The organism is Saccharopolyspora griseoalba (assembly GCF_042665275.1).
GTDB lineage: Bacteria > Actinomycetota > Actinomycetes > Mycobacteriales > Pseudonocardiaceae > Saccharopolyspora > Saccharopolyspora griseoalba.
On the sequence record NZ_JBHTCJ010000003.1, the window covers coordinates 452,467 to 470,084 of the forward strand.

General features: G+C 70.9%; 13 protein-coding genes. 10 read left to right on the top strand and 3 right to left on the bottom strand.

The window, feature by feature from the left end:
- Positions 1 to 85: 85 nt before the first annotated feature.
- On the top strand, positions 86 to 1,009 hold the full coding sequence (locus ACFQRI_RS08675) for a cation diffusion facilitator family transporter (protein ID WP_380666370.1): 924 nt from the start codon (positions 86 to 88) through the stop codon (positions 1,007 to 1,009).
- A gap of 149 nt (positions 1,010 to 1,158) precedes the next feature.
- Positions 1,159 to 2,673, top strand: coding sequence for an amino acid permease (locus ACFQRI_RS08680; RefSeq protein WP_380666372.1), 1,515 nt, complete (start codon positions 1,159 to 1,161; stop codon positions 2,671 to 2,673).
- Between the two features lie 102 nt (positions 2,674 to 2,775).
- On the opposite strand, the gene ACFQRI_RS08685 is transcribed toward ACFQRI_RS08680, so the two are convergent.
- Together ACFQRI_RS08685 and ACFQRI_RS08690 are read right to left on the bottom strand one after the other, a co-directional pair.
- Positions 2,776 to 5,400 (bottom strand): hypothetical protein, encoded by a 2,625-nt coding sequence (locus tag ACFQRI_RS08685; RefSeq protein WP_380666374.1) that lies wholly within the window; start codon positions 5,398 to 5,400, stop codon positions 2,776 to 2,778.
- Positions 5,401 to 5,538: 138 nt separating this feature from the next.
- The gene (locus ACFQRI_RS08690) at positions 5,539 to 6,009 is read right to left on the bottom strand and encodes an OsmC family protein (protein WP_380666376.1); all 471 of its coding nucleotides are present in this window, start codon (positions 6,007 to 6,009) and stop codon (positions 5,539 to 5,541) included.
- Positions 6,010 to 6,228: 219 nt separating this feature from the next.
- Between ACFQRI_RS08690 and ACFQRI_RS08695 the strand changes: the two genes are divergently transcribed.
- The 7 genes from ACFQRI_RS08695 to secA all read left to right on the top strand — a co-directional run bounded on the left by ACFQRI_RS08695 (position 6,229) and on the right by secA (position 16,318).
- Entirely contained in the window at positions 6,229 to 6,870 is a 642-nt protein-coding gene (locus tag ACFQRI_RS08695) for a dTMP kinase (RefSeq protein ID WP_380666378.1), read from the top strand.
- 151 nt (positions 6,871 to 7,021) lie between these two features.
- Complete coding sequence (mtrA, locus tag ACFQRI_RS08700) at positions 7,022 to 7,699, top strand: MtrAB system response regulator MtrA (RefSeq protein ID WP_380666380.1); 678 nt, start codon at positions 7,022 to 7,024, stop codon at positions 7,697 to 7,699.
- Positions 7,700 to 7,892: 193 nt separating this feature from the next.
- A complete protein-coding gene (gene mtrB, locus ACFQRI_RS08705) occupies positions 7,893 to 9,626 on the top strand; it encodes an MtrAB system histidine kinase MtrB (protein WP_380666382.1) in 1,734 nt (577 codons plus the stop codon).
- Complete coding sequence (locus ACFQRI_RS08710) at positions 9,626 to 11,344, top strand: LpqB family beta-propeller domain-containing protein (RefSeq protein WP_380666384.1); 1,719 nt, start codon at positions 9,626 to 9,628, stop codon at positions 11,342 to 11,344. The genes mtrB and ACFQRI_RS08710 overlap by 1 nt, the downstream gene beginning before the upstream one ends.
- A 53-nt stretch (positions 11,345 to 11,397) precedes the next feature.
- Positions 11,398 to 12,075 (top strand): ComF family protein, encoded by a 678-nt coding sequence (locus ACFQRI_RS08715; protein ID WP_380666386.1) that lies wholly within the window; start codon positions 11,398 to 11,400, stop codon positions 12,073 to 12,075.
- A gap of 416 nt (positions 12,076 to 12,491) precedes the next feature.
- On the top strand, positions 12,492 to 13,169 hold the full coding sequence (hpf, locus tag ACFQRI_RS08720; protein WP_380666388.1) for a ribosome hibernation-promoting factor, HPF/YfiA family: 678 nt from the start codon (positions 12,492 to 12,494) through the stop codon (positions 13,167 to 13,169).
- Between the two features lie 287 nt (positions 13,170 to 13,456).
- Positions 13,457 to 16,318, top strand: coding sequence for a preprotein translocase subunit SecA (gene secA, locus ACFQRI_RS08725; RefSeq protein WP_380666390.1), 2,862 nt, complete (start codon positions 13,457 to 13,459; stop codon positions 16,316 to 16,318).
- Position 16,319: 1 nt separating this feature from the next.
- Here secA and ACFQRI_RS08730 read toward each other — a convergent pair whose 3' ends face one another.
- A complete protein-coding gene (locus tag ACFQRI_RS08730; protein WP_380666392.1) occupies positions 16,320 to 16,679 on the bottom strand; it encodes an Rv3235 family protein in 360 nt (119 codons plus the stop codon).
- A gap of 109 nt (positions 16,680 to 16,788) precedes the next feature.
- On the opposite strand from ACFQRI_RS08730, the gene ACFQRI_RS08735 reads away from it, so the two are divergent.
- Entirely contained in the window at positions 16,789 to 17,205 is a 417-nt protein-coding gene (locus ACFQRI_RS08735) for an HAD-IA family hydrolase (protein ID WP_380666394.1), read from the top strand.
- Positions 17,206 to 17,618 lie beyond the last annotated feature (413 nt).

Below are 17,618 nucleotides of genomic sequence, written 5' to 3' on the forward strand. Positions count from 1 at the left end.
AACTGCCCCCGCGGCGCGCCGAGGCCGGTAGATTCTCCGCAGCGCTCGCGCCACCAGGTGCGACCCGATCATCGCGGAGGAAGACGTGTCAGCAGGAGGCGGAACCAAGGCCATCCTGGCGGCGCTGACCGCCAACGCGGGCATCGCCGTGGCGAAGTTCGCCGGTTTCCTGTTCACCGGGTCCTCGTCGATGCTCGCCGAGTCGGTGCACTCGGTGGCCGACACCTCCAACCAGGGCCTGCTCCTGCTGGGCCAGAAGACCGCGCGGCGCAAGCCCACCGAGGAGCACCCGTTCGGCTACGGCCGGGACCGGTTCTTCTACTCGTTCGTCGTCGCCCTGCTGCTGTTCAGCCTCGGTTCGGTGTTCGCGCTCTACGAGGGCATCCACAAGATCCAGCACCCGGAGCCGCTGGCCTCGGCGTGGGTGGCGGTGCTGATCCTGGTCGTGGCGATCGCGCTGGAGACCTACAGCTTCCGCACGGCCATCCAGGAGTCCCGCGCGATCAAGGGGAAGCTGTCCTGGTGGCAGTTCGTGCGCCAGGCCAAGACTCCCGAGCTGCCGGTGGTGCTGCTGGAGGACCTCGGCGCGCTGGTGGGCCTGGTGCTCGCCCTCGGCGGCGTCGGGCTGACCGTGCTGACCGGCAACCCGGTCTTCGACGGGATCGGCACGTTGTGCATCGGCCTGCTGCTGGGCGTCATCGCGATCGTGCTGATCGTGGAGACCAAGAGCCTGCTCATCGGCGAAGGCGCGAGCCGCGACCTGCTCGACGAGATCATCGCGCAGATGCGCTCGGAGAACGTCGAGCGCGTGATCCACATCCGCACCCAGTACCTCGGTCCGGAAGAACTGCTCGTCGCGGCCAAGATCGGGCTCAAACCCGCGTTGTCGGTTGCGCAGGTGGCCGCTGAGATCGATGCTGCTGAGCGGCGGATCAGGGAGCAGGTTCCGGCCGCGCGGCTGATCTACCTGGAGCCGGACCTCGATCGCTCGCGGATCAGGAGCAGCTGATCCACCTGCACTGATCACCGCGGGCTGCGGGCGGATCACGCCGGGCTAACGAATCCGCTCCCGGAGTGTGGGCCTTCGGCGCTTGCTGTGATCCTGAGGGATTAAGGTGCGGGCCCACCGCACTTAACCAGAAGTTTTAGGAGGCGACAGTGCCAGGCACTGGGCTGTGGCGGACCAAGTCGGTCGAACAATCCATTTTGGATACCGACGAACCGGATACCAAGCTGCGAAAGAATCTAGGCACCTGGGACCTGATCGTCTTCGGTGTTTCGGTGGTGATCGGCGCCGGCATCTTCACCCTGGCCGCGCGCACCGCCGGTGACATGTCCGGTCCTTCGGTCTCGCTGGCGTTCGTGCTCGCCGCGGTCGCCTGCGGCTTGGCCGCGCTGTGCTACGCCGAGTTCGCCTCCACCGTTCCGGTCGCGGGCAGCGCCTACACCTACTCGTACGCGACGTTCGGCGAGTTCATCGCCTGGATCATCGGCTGGGACCTGATCCTGGAGTTCGCGGTGGCCGCCGCGGCGGTGTCCAAGGGCTGGTCGATCTACTTGGAGCAGACCCTCGGGCTGTTCGGGGTGAACCTGCCGACCTCGTTCGAAGCGGGCCCGCTGCAGTTCGACTGGGGCGCCGTGCTGCTGGTCGCGGTGCTGATCACGCTGCTGGCGCTGGGCACCAAGCTCTCGGCGCGGTTCTCCCTGGTGATCACGGTCATCAAGGTCTCGGTGGTGCTGCTGGTCATCGTGGTCGGCATCGCCTACATCAACGCCAAGAACTACACCCCGTTCATCCCGCCGGCCGAGAAGGCCGTCGAGGACGCGCCCAAGATCGAGCAGTCCCTGCTCTCGCTGATGCTGGGCGGCGAGACCAGCACCTACGGCGTGTTCGGCCTGCTGGCCGGTGCTTCGCTGGTGTTCTTCGCCTTCATCGGCTTCGACATCGTGGCCACCACCGCGGAGGAGACCAAGAACCCGCAGAAGAACGCCCCGCGCGGCATCCTGGGCAGCCTGGCGATCGTCACGGTGCTCTACGTCGCGGTCGCGCTGGTGGTCACCGGCATGGTGCCCTACACCGATCTGGCCACGCCGGACGGCGGGGACCGCGCCACGCTGGCCACCGCCTTCGAACTGCACGGCGTGAACTGGGCGGCCACGATCATCTCGCTCGGCGCGCTGGTCGGTCTGACCACCGTGGTCATGGTGCTGCTGCTGGGCCAGACCCGCGTGCTGTTCGCGATGTCCCGCGACGGCCTGGTGCCGCAGGGCCTGGCCAAGACCGACCCGAACCGCGGAACCCCGGTCCGGGCGACCTTGCTGGTCGGCATCGTCGTGCTGCTGGCGGCCGGCTTCTTCCCGGCCGACAAGCTCGAGGAGATGGTGAACGTCGGCACGCTCTTCGCGTTCATCCTGGTCTCGCTGGGCGTGATCGTGCTGCGGCGCACCCGCCCGGACCTGCCGCGCGGCTTCCGCGCCCCGCTGGTCCCGGTGGTGCCGATCCTGGCGATCCTGGCCTGCCTGTGGCTGATGCTGAACCTGACGGCGCTGACCTGGATCCGGTTCGTGATCTGGATGGTCGCCGGTGTGGTCATCTACTTCGTCTACAGCCGCTCGCACTCGGTGCTCGGCAAGCGCCAGAGCGGCGAGGTCGACCAGGGCGGCCAGGTCTAGCGGCCGCGCGAAGCGGGGCTCTTCGCGCGAGAAGCCCGCGACGAGCGAGAAGCGGTGCCACCCCGGCGATCGGGGTGGCACCGCTTCGTCGTCTTCGAACCGCTAGTTCTCCGAGGGGCGCAGGGCGTCTCCGCGCTCCCACGGGGCGATGCGGCCGCGCGGCTCGGTGATCTCGGGCAGCACCGCGGGCTCGGTCCGCTCGACCGGGACCTCCTGCTCGGGAACCTCGGCCTCGGCCTCCTCGACGGCCGCGGGCTCGTCGACCTCCTGGGCCTCGTCGGGCTCGGCCTCCTCCCGCTGCTGCGGGAGGTCGTCCGGCAGCGAACCACCGTCGCCGCCCATGGCCTGCAGCGGGTGCTTGTCCAGGTCCGGGGGAGACGGGATCTGGGTCGGCGCTGGCGTCTCCGGCTGCAGCGGCAGGGAAGCGCCGCGCACCGGGGTCTCCAACCCGGCGGCCATCGCCACCGCCCGATCCCACTCGGGATCACCGCTGTACTCGGAGTGACCCATCACCCCGGGAACCCAGCGACGGCAGGAGAACGGCCCCCGCTGCGGGTCCGGCAGCCAGTGGTCGCCGCCCAGCACCAGCGCACCGGTCGGACCGCGGGTCGCGGCCGGGAGCGGCCCCTCGGTGCCGTCGGCCTTGAGCCCCACCCCGATGAGCATCCCGCCGTAGACCTGCCGGTTCCAGGTGGTCACCGCGCCGCCCAGCGGGTCGGTCCCCCGGCACAGCGCGCGCCAGCGCCCGCCCAGCGCGCCGGAGAGCTCGGCCAGCGCCCGGTGCGGGACCGCGCCGGGGAAGGCCCGGGGATAGGCCCACTGCAGCTGCGAACCGGCGGTCACCAGGCCCACGCGCTCGCGATCCTGCTCGGGCAGCTGGTCCATCAACCGGGCCGCGGCCACGGCGGCCAGCAGGCTGCCCTGGCTGTGCCCCACCAGCACGACCCGCGTGTTCGGCTCGGCCAGGTGCTCGGTGACCCGGTCGACCAGCTCGGGGATCACCTTCAGCGCGTAGCACGGCGGTACCACCGGGTGCGCCTCGCGCGGCCAGAACAGCGACAGGTCGCCGAGCACCCCGAGCTGGCGGGCCCGGCTGCGCTTGGTGGCGGCCAGGAAGACCATCCGCATCAGCCCGACCGCGAGCCCGGCCAGCACCACCACGCCGATCCCGCTGCGCCAACCGTGGAACTCCAGCCCCGCGAACCGAGCGGCCAGCGTCATCGTGGTGCTGGCGGTCAGCACCGCGGCGACCACCAGGAACGCCTGGTGCGAGTAGCGGCGCTGCAGCTCGGCCCACTTCCAGGCGCCGGCGGCGGCCTCCTGGTCCTCGGTGCGCCCGGCGTGCAGCAGCGCCACCTCGTCCGGGATCGACCGGTTCTGCCCGTCGTGCCGCCACCGCCGCAGCAGGACCCACGGCACCGCCACGATCGCCGCGACCACCAGCAGCAGCGCCGCGGTCCCCCAGAAGATCGTCACGTCGTAGAAGGCGCGCGGCAGCAGCAGCGAAGCGTCCGCCGCGCTCGAAACCCCCAGCGTCTGCCGCACGCTCAGGGCCAGCCCGGCGCCGAAGCCGTTGCCGAGCATGACCGCCAGCATCAGCACCGGCGCGGCCATCCAGCCGCCCGCCCAGGGGCGCAGCCCGCGCGGGATCGACTTCCAGCCCGGCCGGGCCAGCATCGTCGCGGGCACCAGCAGCACGGCCAGCGCGACGCAGGTGGCCACCAGCAGCCCGGTGATCGCGTCGATCACCGGACCGGACCCCGGCAGCGCGCCGGCGAGCTCCGGAGGCAGCAGCGCCACCGAGGCCAGCAGCGCCCCGGAGGCGATCAGCAGTCCGCGCCGCGCGGTGCGGCCGAGCAGCGCCCGAGGCGTCCGGTTCGAGCGCATGCTGGCGGGATCGTCGAGCACCGCGGTGCCCGCGATGGCGACGACCACCAGCACCGCGGCCAGCAGCCAGCGCGGGTCGGCGCTGACCGCGAACGGCCCGCCCAGCGCCAGCAGCGCCACAGTGGACAGCGCGGCCACCAGGTGCAGCACCCGCAGCGCGGGGGTGTCCGGATCGGACACCACGTTCTCGCCCGGCAGCATCGGCGCCAGGCCGGAGGGCTTGGGCCCCTCGGTCTTCGGCGCCGAGACCTGCCAGGACGAAGTGGACAGCCAGTACATCAGGCCCGCGACCAGGGCCACCGGCAGCAGCGCCACCGACGAGCGCAGCACGTCCAGCTCGCGCACCGCGTCCGGGACCACCGCCAGGCACTGCGCCCCGGGCCGCAGGCACTGCGCGGCCACCAGGTCCAGGGTGATCACCGCCAGCTGCGCCACGAACAGCATCGTCAGCAGCAGCGCCGAGACCCGCAGCAGCGCGCGCAGCACCGCCGAGAGCGCGCGCCCGACCACCTTGTCGGTGCGCGGCGGGAGCATCCAGTGCGCCATGTTGGCCAGCGCGAACGGGAACAGCAGCGCCCAAGCGGCTTTCGCCGGGCCGCCCGAGGTCATCGCACCCCACACGTAGCCCTCGACGATCCGCGGCACCGACCGCTCCCCGGCGGACAGCTGCGGCCCGGGCACGGGGCGCAGCAACCGGTCGGCCGGTCGCACGATGCGCCCGACGCCGTCGCCGGCCACGTCCACCGAGGCGACCGAGTCGGTCAGGTCCTCCCCGGTGGTGCCGAGAATGCCGTGCACGCGCAGCTCGACCACGCGGGTGTCGGGCCCGGGTATTTGCACAGGATCCTCCCGAGCGTTGGTGATCATCGGACGCCGAGCTGATTGTCCATCGTTGATCGAGGTCTGGCGACCTCTGCGCCGATGATTCTGATCGCGTCCGGATCCGCTGTCCGCGTTTCGGAGGAAACCGGGCCCGCCCTAGCCGACCAGGACCTCGGGTTCGTGCCGCACCGGGAAGTTGACCGAGTTGGCGATGTAGCAGCGGCTGTGCGCCCGGGCGTGCAGCTCCTCGGCCTTGGCGAGCATGCCGGCTTCGGCCACCGTCACCGTCGGCCGCAGCACCACCTCGGTGAAGTGCCCGCCGGTGGCCGCCACCTCGGCCATCGTGCCGCGCGCCTCGTCGCGGTAGGCGGTCACCACCACGCCGGAGTTCGCGCACAGCCCCAAGTACCAGAGCATGTGGCACTCGGAGAGCGCGGCCACCAGCAGATCCTCCGGGTTGTGCAGCGCCGCGTCGCCGAGGAAGGCCGGGTCGGCCGAAGCGCGCAGCGCCGGCTTGCCCTCGACCTCCACGAGGTGCTCCCGGCTGTAGTCGCGGTAGGCGACCGTCCCGCCGCCGGTGTTGCCGGTCCAGGTGACGGTGACCTCGTAGCTGTGCTCGGATGCCATGTGCCCTGTATAGGGGCCCGCGCCCCGGAGGGCACCGGAATTCCCACGACTTGAGCAAGGGAACCTTCCTGTCACCCCGCGGGAGGGGAGCCGTCGTGCCACCCCGCGGGAGGGGAGCCGTCGTGCCACCCCGCGGGAGGGGAACCTTCCTGCCGTGCGCGGCAGGGGAACCTTCCTCCCACCGCAACCCGGCCACCGCCTTCGGCTAACGTCGACGACGTGGGAAGACTGATCGTCATCGAAGGACTGGACGGCGCGGGCAAGCGCACGCTCACCGGCGGGCTCACCGCCGAGCTGACCGCGCGCGGCGCGAAGGTGACCACCGCGGCCTTCCCCCGCTACACCGATGACGTGCACGCCGAGCTCGTCGCCGAAGCGCTCCGCGGCGAGCACGGCGACCTGGGGTCCTCGGTGCACGGCATGGCCGTGCTCTACGCGCTGGACCGGCGCGGTGCGGCCGAGCGGCTGCGCGCCGACCTCGACGGCCACGACGTGGTGCTGCTGGACCGCTACGTGGCCTCCAACGCCGCCTACGGCGCCGCGCGGCTGCGCGAGCGCGCCGACGGCGACTTCGTCGCCTGGGTCCGGGAGCTCGAAGTGGACCGGTTCGGCCTGCCGCGTCCGGACCTGCAGATCCTGCTGCGGGTCTCGACGGAGCTGGCCGCGGGGCGCGCCGCGCACCGCGAGCGCACCGAGGCCGATCGGCAGCGGGACCGGTTCGAGTCCGACGCGCCGCTGCAGCAGCGCTGCGCCGAGGTCTACGCCGAGCTCGCCGCGGCGAACTGGTGGTCGCCCTGGCTGGTCGTCGACGGCGCGGCCGAGGCCGACTTCGCCGCGCTCGCCGACCGCGTCCTCGGCTGAGCTCGGCGGGGCCCTCGCGTCGAACACCACCCGCAGCGCTGCTCCGTTCGGCGGTATCCGCTGCGCCGAACCGGTTCGGATATCGCCACCTGCGACGACACCCGCCGGGTGGATGCACGGACGCCAGGTGACTAGTGCAACGATGTGGTGCATGAAGGCACGCGTGCTCGTGGTGGACGATGATCCGGCCCTGGCCGAAATGCTGACCATCGTGCTCCGGGGAGAAGGGTTCGAGACCGCCGTCGTCAGCGATGGCACCAAGGCCATGCCGGCCTTGCGGGAGCTCAAGCCCGACCTGGTCCTGCTGGACCTGATGCTGCCCGGCATGAACGGCATCGACGTCTGCAAGGCGATCCGCACCGAGTCCGTGGTGCCGATCGTCATGCTCACCGCCAAGAGCGACACGGTCGACGTGGTCCTGGGCCTGGAGTCCGGCGCCGACGACTACATCGTCAAGCCGTTCAAGCCCAAGGAGCTCGTCGCCCGGCTGCGCGCCCGCCTGCGCCGCACCGACGCCGAGCCGGCCGAGGTGCTGGCCATCGGCGACGTCACCATCGACGTGCCCGGCCACGAGGTCACCCGCGAGGGCGAGCCGATCTCGCTTACCCCGCTGGAGTTCGACCTGCTGGTCGCGCTGGCCCGCAAGCCCCGCCAGGTCTTCACCCGCGAGGTGCTGCTCGAACAGGTCTGGGGCTACCGGCACGCCGCCGACACCCGGCTGGTCAACGTCCACGTGCAGCGCCTGCGCTCCAAGGTCGAACGCGACCCGGAGCGCCCCGAGGTCGTGCTGACCGTCCGCGGCGTCGGCTACAAGGCCGGCCCTCCGTGATCGCCCACCGCGCACCTGGACGCGCCCACCGCTAGCCGCGCGTCCCGGCCGGCCGGACGGCGCCGCAGGTCGCGGCGCTGGTGCCGGTCGGCCGAACGAACCGGGTACGGGCACCCCGGGCGCCGCGCGGTGCGCGGGGCTTGACACAGTTGTTTGTCGGGCGCGAGTCGAGGCCGCCCGGAGGACGGTTGCCGTGAGTGCGTTGACACGCCAGAGCCGCTGGGTGCGGATCGCGGCCGGTCGTGTCCGCGAGGAGGTCCGCAACCGCTGGCACGCCTTCGAAACGGTGTGGCGGCGCTCGATGCAGCTGCGCGTGGTCGTCTCCACGCTCGCGCTGTCGCTGGCCGTGGTGATCGTGCTGGGCATGGTGCTGCAGTGGCAGATCACCTCGCGGCTGCTGGTGTCCAAGGAGGAGGCCGCGATCGCCCAGGCCGAGGTCAGCCTGCCGATCCTGGAGCGCGAGCTCACCGCGGTCGACCCCAACTCCGACAACGTCACCGAGCAGCTGCAGGCCGCGCTCAACCGGCTGACCACCTCCTCGTCCGGGCAGTCCACCTCCGACTCGGTCGCCGGCGCGTTCACCCCGGTCCTGGTCGACGGGCACGCCCCCGGCGACCGCAAGCCCGCCGCAGGTCCGCTGCAGGACGTGCCCAAGGACCTGCGCCGGTTCGTCGAGCGCGGGCAGCTGGCCACCAAGATCCACACGGTTCAGCGCGCCAGCGGCCCGGTCACGATGGTCGAGGTCGGCACCCCGGTCTCCAGCGCCACCCGGCCGCTGCAGATCTACCTGCTGTTCCCGCTGACCTCCGAGCGCAACACCCTGGCCGTCGTGCAGCGGACCCTGCTGATCAGCGGCATCGTGCTGCTCGCGCTGCTCGGTGCGATCACCAACCTGGTCACCAGGCAGGTCGTGCGCCCGGTGCGCCAGGCCGCGCAGATCGCCGAGCAGCTCTCCGAGGGAGACCTGGACAAGCGGATGCGGGTCATCGGCGAGGACGACGTGGCCAGGCTGGCCGAGTCGTTCAACGAGATGGCCGACAACCTCAAGGACCAGATCACCCAGCTCGAGGAGTTCGGCCAGCTGCAGAAGCGGTTCACCTCCGACGTCTCGCACGAGCTGCGCACCCCGCTGACCACCGTGCGGATGGCCGCCGACGTGCTGCACGCCTCCCGCGAGGAGTTCCCGGACGGCCTGGCGCGCTCCACCGAGCTGCTGGTCGACGAGCTCGACCGCTTCGAGCTGCTGCTCGCCGATCTGCTGGAGATCTCCCGGCTCGACGCCGGCGTGGCCGACCTCGCCGCCGAGCGGATGGACCTGGTCGAGCTGGTCGAGCGCGCCGTGGAGTCGCTGCGCCCCATCGCCGACAGCAGCGGTGTCGAGCTGCGCGTCATCGCCCCCGCCGAGCGGCTGGAGATCGTCGCCGACACCCGCCGCGTGGAGCGGATCATGCGCAACCTGGTCGCCAACGCCATCGACCACGCCGAGGGCGGGCCGGTCGAGGTCCGCTTCGGCGGCAACGAGCAGGCAGTCGCGGCGACCGTGCGGGACTACGGGGTCGGCCTGCGCAGCGGCGAGGCCGAGCTGGTGTTCACCCGCTTCTGGCGCGCCGACCCGTCGCGCAACCGGCGCACCGGCGGCACCGGGCTGGGACTGTCGATCAGCCAGGAGGACGCCCGGTTGCACGGCGGCGACCTCGATGCCTGGGGCGAGCCGGGCGAGGGCACCTGCTTCCGGCTGACCTTGCCGCGCAGCCCCAACAAGGACTACGAGACGAGCCCGCTCTCGCTGCCCAGCACCCGCCGCATCGCCGCGCCCGAGGCGCTGCTGGCCACCTCCGCCGAACGGCAGGCCGAGGACGCCGACGAGCCCGAATCCCGGGACCAGGGGCCCGCGCGGTTGTCCGAGGAGACTTGGGAGGAGACGTGATGGCGCGCATCGCGAGTCGGCTGTCGGCCCTGCTGGTCCTGCTGCTGGTCGTGTCGGCCTGCGCGTCGATCCCGGAGAGCTCCGAGCCGCGCGCGGTCAAGGACGTCGGGGGCGACAACTCCACCCCGCAGGCCCTGCCCAAGCCCAACGGCAGCGACCCGCTGGCGTTGGTGCGCAGCTTCGTCGACTCCGGCGCCTACCCGGAACGAGGGCACGAGGCGGCGCGGGCGCACCTCGACCGCGGCCACTACGGCAGCTGGAGCCCGCCGCCCGGCCTGCTGGTCGTGGAGAACGTCGACACCATCCCCACCGCGCAGCCCATGCCGCTGCCCGAAGGCGTGCAGCTGGTGACGGTGCAGGCGGACAAGGTGGGCAGGTTGCTGGCCGATTCCTCGTTCGTGCCCGAGCACGGCGAGTTCAGCATGCGCCTGCGCGTCGAGCGCCGGGCCGACGGGCAGTGGCGCATCGCGACGCCGCCGCCGCAGCTGGTGGCCAGCACGAACTCCTTCACCAAGGTCTACCGGCCGGTCCCGGTGTACTTCCTCGACCACGACCACACCGGCGTGGCCCCCGATCTGCGCTACGTCCTCGCGCAACCGTCGAGCACGCTGCCGCGCCGGGTGATCGACCTGCTCACCACCGGTCCGTCCGTGGCGATGCGCGACGCGATGCGCACCGCCATCCCCGCCGGGGTGCACACCAAGACCAACACCAGCGAGGCCCGCGACGGCGCGCTGGAGGTCAACTTGAGCCAGCTCGGCGACATCCCGCCGGAGACCCGCAGGCTCATCGCGGCCCAGGTCGTGTTCTCGCTGCAGGGCGTCAGCAACGCGCGCGTGCGGCTCAAGGAGGAGGGCACGCCGCTGCTGGCCGACGGCAAGGACCTGCGGCCGACCGACCTCGCGCAGTACGAGGTGGACAACAAGCCGCGCTCGGACCTGCCCGGTCTGGCCGTGGTCTCCGAACGCCTGGTGACCCTCGACGAAAGCGCCCGGCCGATCCCGGGCCCCGCCGGTTCGGGCGAGTACGACGTGGTCCGGGCGGGGCAATCCCCGCAGGGCGACCGGCTGGCCGCGGTCACCCGCCGCCCCGGCGGCGTGGTGCTGCGGGTCGGCGACTTCGGCGCGGCCATGGCCGAGACCTCCGTCGTCGGCGCCTACATGAGCAAACCGACCTGGCGCGGCGACTCCGAGGTGTGGACCGTGGTCGACAGCCGCGACGTGGCCCGGATGGTCCGGACGGACGGCCAGTGGGAGCGCCAGCAGGTCGACCTCTCCGCGCTCGGGCCGGGCAGGCCGATCACCGACCTGCAGCTGTCCCACGACGGGACCCGCGCGGCGGTGATCGTCGACGGCACGATCGTGGTGGCAGGGGTCACCGAGAACAACGGGCGCGTGGCGCTGAGCAACCCGGTCCCGCTGCCCGCGCCGCAGCAGGTGGCGGTGACCGCCCTGGACTGGCGGGCCGACGACGCCTTGGCCGTGGTGACCGACAGCAACACGGTGCCGGTCTACGACGTGTCCGTCGACGGCTTCCGCTGGAAGCCCTACACCGCGTCCAACCTGGGCCAGCCGATCAACGCGGTGACCGTGGGACCGGGCGGGAAGGTCGTGGTGGCCGACGGCAACGCGATCTGGGAGTCCAGCGACACCGACGACGTGTGGGCCCTGATGCCGGTTCCGATCGGTGGCGCCTCGATCCCGTTCTACCCGGGCTGAGCTCCGACGCGCGCCGGTGAGTCGGTGCTGCCGGGTCGGCACCATCTGCGGCCATGTGGATCGAGCGGCTGCGCACCGGGATCTCCGGGCTGGTCGACCTGGTGCTGCCCCAGCAGTGCGCGGGTTGCGGGCGCGAGGGCACCTCGTGGTGCCGGGAGTGCGCGGGCGGGCTCGGCGGCCTGCACCGGGTGCACCGGCCGCTGCTGGCCGACGCGCCACCGGCGTACGCGCTGGGCGCCTACCGCGGACCTGCCCGGCGCGCGGTGCTGGCCTACAAGGAGGCCGGGCGACGCGACCTGGCGGGGCCGCTGGCGGGGCAGCTGCGCACCGCGCTGCGCGCGCTCGCCGAGGTCGGTTCGGGGGAGTGGTGGCTGGTGCCCGCGCCCTCCCGCGCGATCACCTCGCGGCGGCGCGGTGGCGCGCACATGACCCGCATCGCCAGCCGGGTCGCCGGCGCGCCGGGCGCGGACCCGCGCGCTCGGGTCGCCGATTGCCTGCTGCTCGCGCGCTGGACCGCGGACTCGGCCGGGTTGGCCCCGCAGCAGCGCCTGGACAACCTCGCGGGGCGGGTGCTGCTGCGCCCGGGCCGGTTGCCGCCGCCGGGCGCGCGCATCGCCGTGCTGGACGACGTGGTCACCACCGGGGCCACCGCGGCGAGCTCCGCGGCGGTGCTGGCGGAGGCCGGGCTTCCGGTCGCGCTGGTGCTCGCGCTGACCGCCACGGCCGGCTGAGCTCACCGGGTGAATCGCGACTGCTCGTTCGGCCCAGGAACTCAGCGCTCCCTGCGGTCGTTCTCCGGGTGTGAGCAGGCCGAACGGCTCGACTACCGCCTTGCGCAGAGCTACTGCGCTACCCGTCCGAACGGGTGAACTGTTGCTGCGGTCGCCGAGATCGACCACGCCTCGCGCACGTCGCGGGCTGCTCTCATTTGGCTGCGTTTATCACTCTCGGTGGCTTCTTGACTTCCCTCTTCTGTGGGGGTGTCACAACTCGATAAACCGAGCTAACGTGCCTACCAATCCAGCCAACCCCAAGGCGGAGGGAAGGAGCTAAACCCCATGTCCCTGGCGCCGGAATCGAGCTGATCTCCATTCGGGCGCCCCGTGCACACCTCGCCTACGGAGCACGCAAGGAACGGAGGTCGTGAATGGATATCGTCGTGAAGGGCCGCAACGTCCAAGTTCCCGATCACTACCGGGAGCACGTTGACGGGAAGCTGACCCGACTTGAGCGGTACAACAAGAAGGCCATCCGGGCGGAAGTGGAGCTCTTCCACGAGAAGAACCCCCGCCAGGCCAAGAACTGCCAGCGAGTCGAGATCACGTTGATGGGCAAGGGAACTCCCATCCGGGCCGAGGCCAGCGCAGGTGATTTCTACGCCGCTCTCGACGCCGCCGCGACCAAGCTGGAGAACCGGCTCCGGCGCATGCACGACCGTAGAAAGGTGCACTACGGACAGCGAAACCCCACTTCCGTGGCAGAGGCGACCGCAGCGAACGCCGACCGGCCCGTGGTGACCGGCTCCGCAGCGGCAGAAGGCCGCACCGCGCTGCTCGAAGCGCCCCAGGAAGCCCCCGAGGAAACCGCCGAAGTTCCCGAGCAGCGCATGGCGGAGGCCGACGGCTACGCGCCCGGCCAGATCGTGCGCGAGAAGGAGCACTCGGCCAAGCCGATGACCGTCGATCAGGCCCTCTACCAGATGGAACTGGTCGGCCACGACTTCTACCTCTTCGCCGACGCCGACAGCGGCAGGCCGAGCGTCGTCTACCGCAGGAAGGGCTTCGACTACGGCGTCATCCGGCTCGCCGACAACGCCGAGGTGTGAAGTGGTGCCGGACGCCACTCGGCGACCCGCTCTCCGGAGGTGACTAGCGCGGACGTCGCGGTCATCCCGCCGTGACGCCCCACTTCGAAGATCACGAACAGGGCGAGTCTGCGCCAAGGCCGACTCGCGCGGCTGTCCCCCGCGTACCGTGGTGCGTGGGGGACAGCCATGTGCTGGTTCCGCCGCGCGGAGCGCACCGGACGGCTCGTCCCCGCCGTCACCAGTAATACGATGGCCACAAAGCGTCCGTGACGGACGCGTCACGATCAGCTAGCGAGGTCGACCGGATGGTCCTGTCCCGACTGCTCCGCGCCGGCGAGGGCAAGTTGCTCAAGCGCCTGCGTCACATCGCAGCGCACATCAACCAGCTCGAAGACTCCGTCGTCGGCTTGTCCGATGCCGAGCTGCGGGGCAAGACCGACGAGTTCAAACGCCGGTACGCCGACGGCGAGTCCCTCGACGAGCTGCTGCCCGAAGCCTTCGCCGTCGCCCGCGAAGGAGCCAAGCGAACCCTCGGCCAGCGCCACTTCGACGTCCAGCTGATGGGTGGCGCCGCGCTGCACCTCGGCAACATCGCCGAGATGAAGACCGGTGAGGGCAAGACGCTCACCTGCGTGCTGCCCGCCTACCTCAACGCCATCAGCGGCAAGAGCGTGCACGTGGTCACGGTCAACGACTACCTGGCCAAGCGCGACGCCGAGTGGATGGGCCGCGTGCACCGCTTCTTGGGCCTCGAGGTCGGCTCGATCCTCGCCGAGATGTCCCCCGAGCAGCGCCGCGAGGCCTACAACGCCGACATCACCTACGGCACCAACAACGAGTTCGGCTTCGACTACCTGCGCGACAACATGGCCTGGAGCCTGTCCGACTGCGTGCAGCGCGGGCACGGCTTCGCCGTGGTCGACGAGGTCGACTCCATCCTGATCGACGAGGCCCGGACCCCGCTGATCATCTCCGGTCCGGCCGACCAGTCCTCGCGCTGGTACCAGGAGTTCGCCCGGCTCGCCCCGATGCTCAAGCGCGACGTGCACTACGAGGTCGACGAGCGCAAGCGCACCGTCGGCGTCACCGAAGAGGGCGTCGAGATCATCGAGGACCAGCTCGGCATCGAGAACCTCTACGAGGCCGCCAACACCCCGCTGGTCGGGTACCTCAACAACGCGCTGAAGGCCAAGGAGCTCTACGCGCGCGACAAGGAGTACATCGTCCGGGACGGCGAAGTGATGATCGTCGACGAGTTCACCGGGCGAATCCTGGCGGGCCGCCGCTTCAACGAGGGCATGCACCAGGCGATCGAGGCCAAGGAAGGCGTCGAGATCAAGGCCGAGAACCAGACGCTGGCCACGATCACGCTGCAGAACTACTTCCGGCTCTACGACAAGCTCAGCGGCATGACCGGTACCGCCGAGACCGAGGCCGCGGAGTTCCACGCGACCTACAAGCTCGGCGTGGTCACCATCCCGACCAACGAGCCCATGGCCCGCATCGACCAGCCGGACCTGGTCTACAAGGACGAGCCGGCCAAGTTCGAGGCGGTCGCCGACGACATCCAGGAGCGCAACCGGGCCGGTCAGCCCGTGCTCGTCGGCACCACCAACGTGGAGCGCTCCGAGTACCTGTCCAAGCTGCTGACCAAGCGCGGCATCCCGCACAGCGTGCTCAACGCCAAGAACCACCAGAAGGAAGCCTCGATCATCGCCGAGGCCGGCCGGAGGAGCGCGGTCACCGTCGCCACCAACATGGCCGGTCGCGGTACCGACATCGTGCTCGGCGGCAACGTCGACCACCTCGCCGACGACGAGCTGCGCGGCCGCGGCCTGGACCCCGTCCAGCACCGCGAGCAGTACGAGGCCGAGTGGCCCAAGGTCGTCGAGAAGATCAAGGCCCAGGCCGAGGCCGAGGCGGACCAGGTCCGCGAGGCCGGCGGCCTCTACGTGCTGGGCACCGAGCGGCACGAGTCCCGCCGCATCGACAACCAGCTGCGCGGCCGCTCCGGCCGGCAGGGCGACCCCGGCGAGTCCCGCTTCTACCTCTCGCTGGGCGACGAGCTCATGCGGCGCTTCAACGCGGTCATGGTCGAGTCGGTGATGAACCGCCTGAAGGTGCCCGACGACGTGCCGATCGAGCACAAGATGGTCACCCGCGCCATCCGCAGCGCGCAGACCCAGGTCGAGCAGCAGAACATGGAGATCCGCAAGAACGTCCTCAAGTACGACGAGGTCATGAACCAGCAGCGGACCGTCATCTACGACGAGCGCCGCCGCGTGCTGGCGGGCGAGGACCTGCACGAGCAGGTCATGCACATGCTCGACGACGTGATCACCGCCTACGTCGACGCCGAGACCTCCGCCGGCTACGCCGAGGACTGGGACTTCGACAAGCTGTGGAAGGCGCTCAAGACCCTCTACCCCATCTCGCTCGACTGGGAGAAGCTGGTCGACGAGGACGACGACCTCAGCCGCGACCGGCTGCACGAGGTCGTCCTGGAGGACGCCAAGGAGGCCTACGCCAAGCGCGAGGCCGAGGTCGACGGCAAGGTCGGCCCCGGTGCGATGCGCGAGCTGGAGCGCCGCGTCGTGCTCAGCGTGCTCGACCGCAAGTGGCGCGAGCACCTCTACGAGATGGACTACCTCAAGGAGGGCATCGGGCTGCGCGCCATGGCGCAGCGCGACCCGCTGATCGAGTACCGCCGCGAGGGCTTCGACATGTTCGGGGCGATGCTCGAAGCGCTCAAGGAGGAGTCCATCGGCTTCTTGTTCAGCGTGCAGGTCGAGGCCGCCGAACCCGAGCCCGCGCCCGAGCAGCCCGCCGTGCCGGTGTCGGTCAGCCAGACCGCGTCCGGGACCCCGGACGTCGCCCAGCAGCAGGCTCAGCAACCCGCGCAGCGCCGCCGGGGGCAGCCGGCCTCCGCCGGTCCCGCGCTGAGCCAGCTCGCCGGTGGCCCCGGCACCGACCAGAACGAGGTCCCCGCCGCCCTGCGCGGTGACGGCCTCGGCGGGCCGGGCAAGCAGCCGATGAGCTACTCCGGTCCGAACGAGACCGGTGGCGTGCAGACCACCCGCGACGAGCAGAGCCCGGAGGCTCGCGGCGGAACCCGCCGCGAGCGCCGCGCGGCCGCGCGAGCCGAGCAGAAGAAGCGCAAGCGCTGAGTCACACGAGGGACAGCCGGGTGCACGACCAGCGCCCGGCCGTCCACTCGGCGCGCAGCACGAGGGCCCGGACCCGGTGCGCTCCGACCAGCACGCACGCCTCCACCCGCGAGCGGGTGATCGGGCAGGCGTGCACGGAGCGCAGCCGGCAGTCCGGGCTTCGTGCTTCCCGCAGCCGGATCGCCAGCAGGGAGCTCAGCGCCTGACCGGTGAGATGTCCGCGGACCGCCTCGGGCGGGATCCGGCCGCTGAGCACCCCGAACACGCACCTGCCGAGGAACGCGGCCACCGCCGCGGCCGAGCTGCTCTCCGGTTCGCCCATCTCCGCGGTGGGCACGGGGTCGGTGAGGCTGAGGGTCATCGCAAACCTCCGGGGGTTCATCGCTCTCCCTGTGGAAGAGGAACCGGGAAGCCGAATCCGGTCAGATTTCGGCCCCGACCACCCGAAGGTGTGCACTACGGTGCGATCCGTGGATCTGAGAGGACTGCTGCTGGACTACGCCGGGGTGCTCGACGACCCGGGGCGCGCGGGCGGGGAGGAGCTCCCGATGCTCGCGCTCGCCCGGCACGCGCGGAAGGCGGGACTGCGCACCGCGCTCGTCTCCAACGCCGCCGGCATCGCCGACCCCCGACTGCCGGAGCTCTTCGACGCGGTCGTGCTCTCCGGTGTCGAGGGGGTCGCGAAACCGAGCCCGGAGATCTACTGGCTCACCGCGCACCGGCTGGGACTCGAACCGCAGGAGTGCGTGATGGTCGATGACCTCCCGCGGAACGTCGCCGGTGCCGTGGACGCCGGCATGGTCGGGGTGCACCACCGCGACGTCGAATCCACGCTCACCGAATTCACCGCCCTGTTCGACCTCGACATCCCCGCTGACCTGGGGTGATCGTTTTGGAGGGGGGTGGGTGAACGGGGGGTTATCGGGGTCTGTAGAGTATTCGTTGTCAGCGCGACGCGGGCCGGGGAAAACCGGGCCGGGCCTGGCGCGGAGCGATTTGGTTCGTTTCGGTGTGGTCTTTGAAAATCTCAAGCGTTGGGTTGGTGCCTGCTTCTGGTGGTGGGCCCCCCGGGTGAGTCCGGGTTTTGGGTGCTGCTAAAGTGGGTGTCAACGCGGAAACGCGAGAGACTTGAGAAAACGGCTCCCCGGAGTTTCCAGCTGTTTGTTGGGGCGATGGTGTGGGTGTGTTCTTTGAGAACTCAACAGCGGACTGATTTGGTTAGTGTTCTTTGTATGCCCCTGACCAGATGACATTGTGATGTTGTGTGGTTGGTGGTTTCTTTGAGTATCACGCTCCGACC

Bases quoted from the DNA above. Each gene is read 5' to 3' on its own strand.
- ACFQRI_RS08690 (WP_380666376.1), bottom strand. From the start codon at position 6,009: ATGGCATCCGAGCACAGCTACGAGGTCACCGTCACCTGGACCGGCAAC.
- mtrA (WP_380666380.1), top strand. From the start codon at position 7,022: ATGAAGGCACGCGTGCTCGTGGTGGACGATGATCCGGCCCTGGCCGAA.
- ACFQRI_RS08710 (WP_380666384.1), top strand. From the start codon at position 9,626: ATGGCGCGCATCGCGAGTCGGCTGTCGGCCCTGCTGGTCCTGCTGCTG.
- ACFQRI_RS08715 (WP_380666386.1), top strand. From the start codon at position 11,398: ATGTGGATCGAGCGGCTGCGCACCGGGATCTCCGGGCTGGTCGACCTG.
- hpf (WP_380666388.1), top strand. From the start codon at position 12,492: ATGGATATCGTCGTGAAGGGCCGCAACGTCCAAGTTCCCGATCACTAC.
- secA (WP_380666390.1), top strand. From the start codon at position 13,457: ATGGTCCTGTCCCGACTGCTCCGCGCCGGCGAGGGCAAGTTGCTCAAG.
- ACFQRI_RS08730 (WP_380666392.1), bottom strand. From the start codon at position 16,679: ATGACCCTCAGCCTCACCGACCCCGTGCCCACCGCGGAGATGGGCGAA.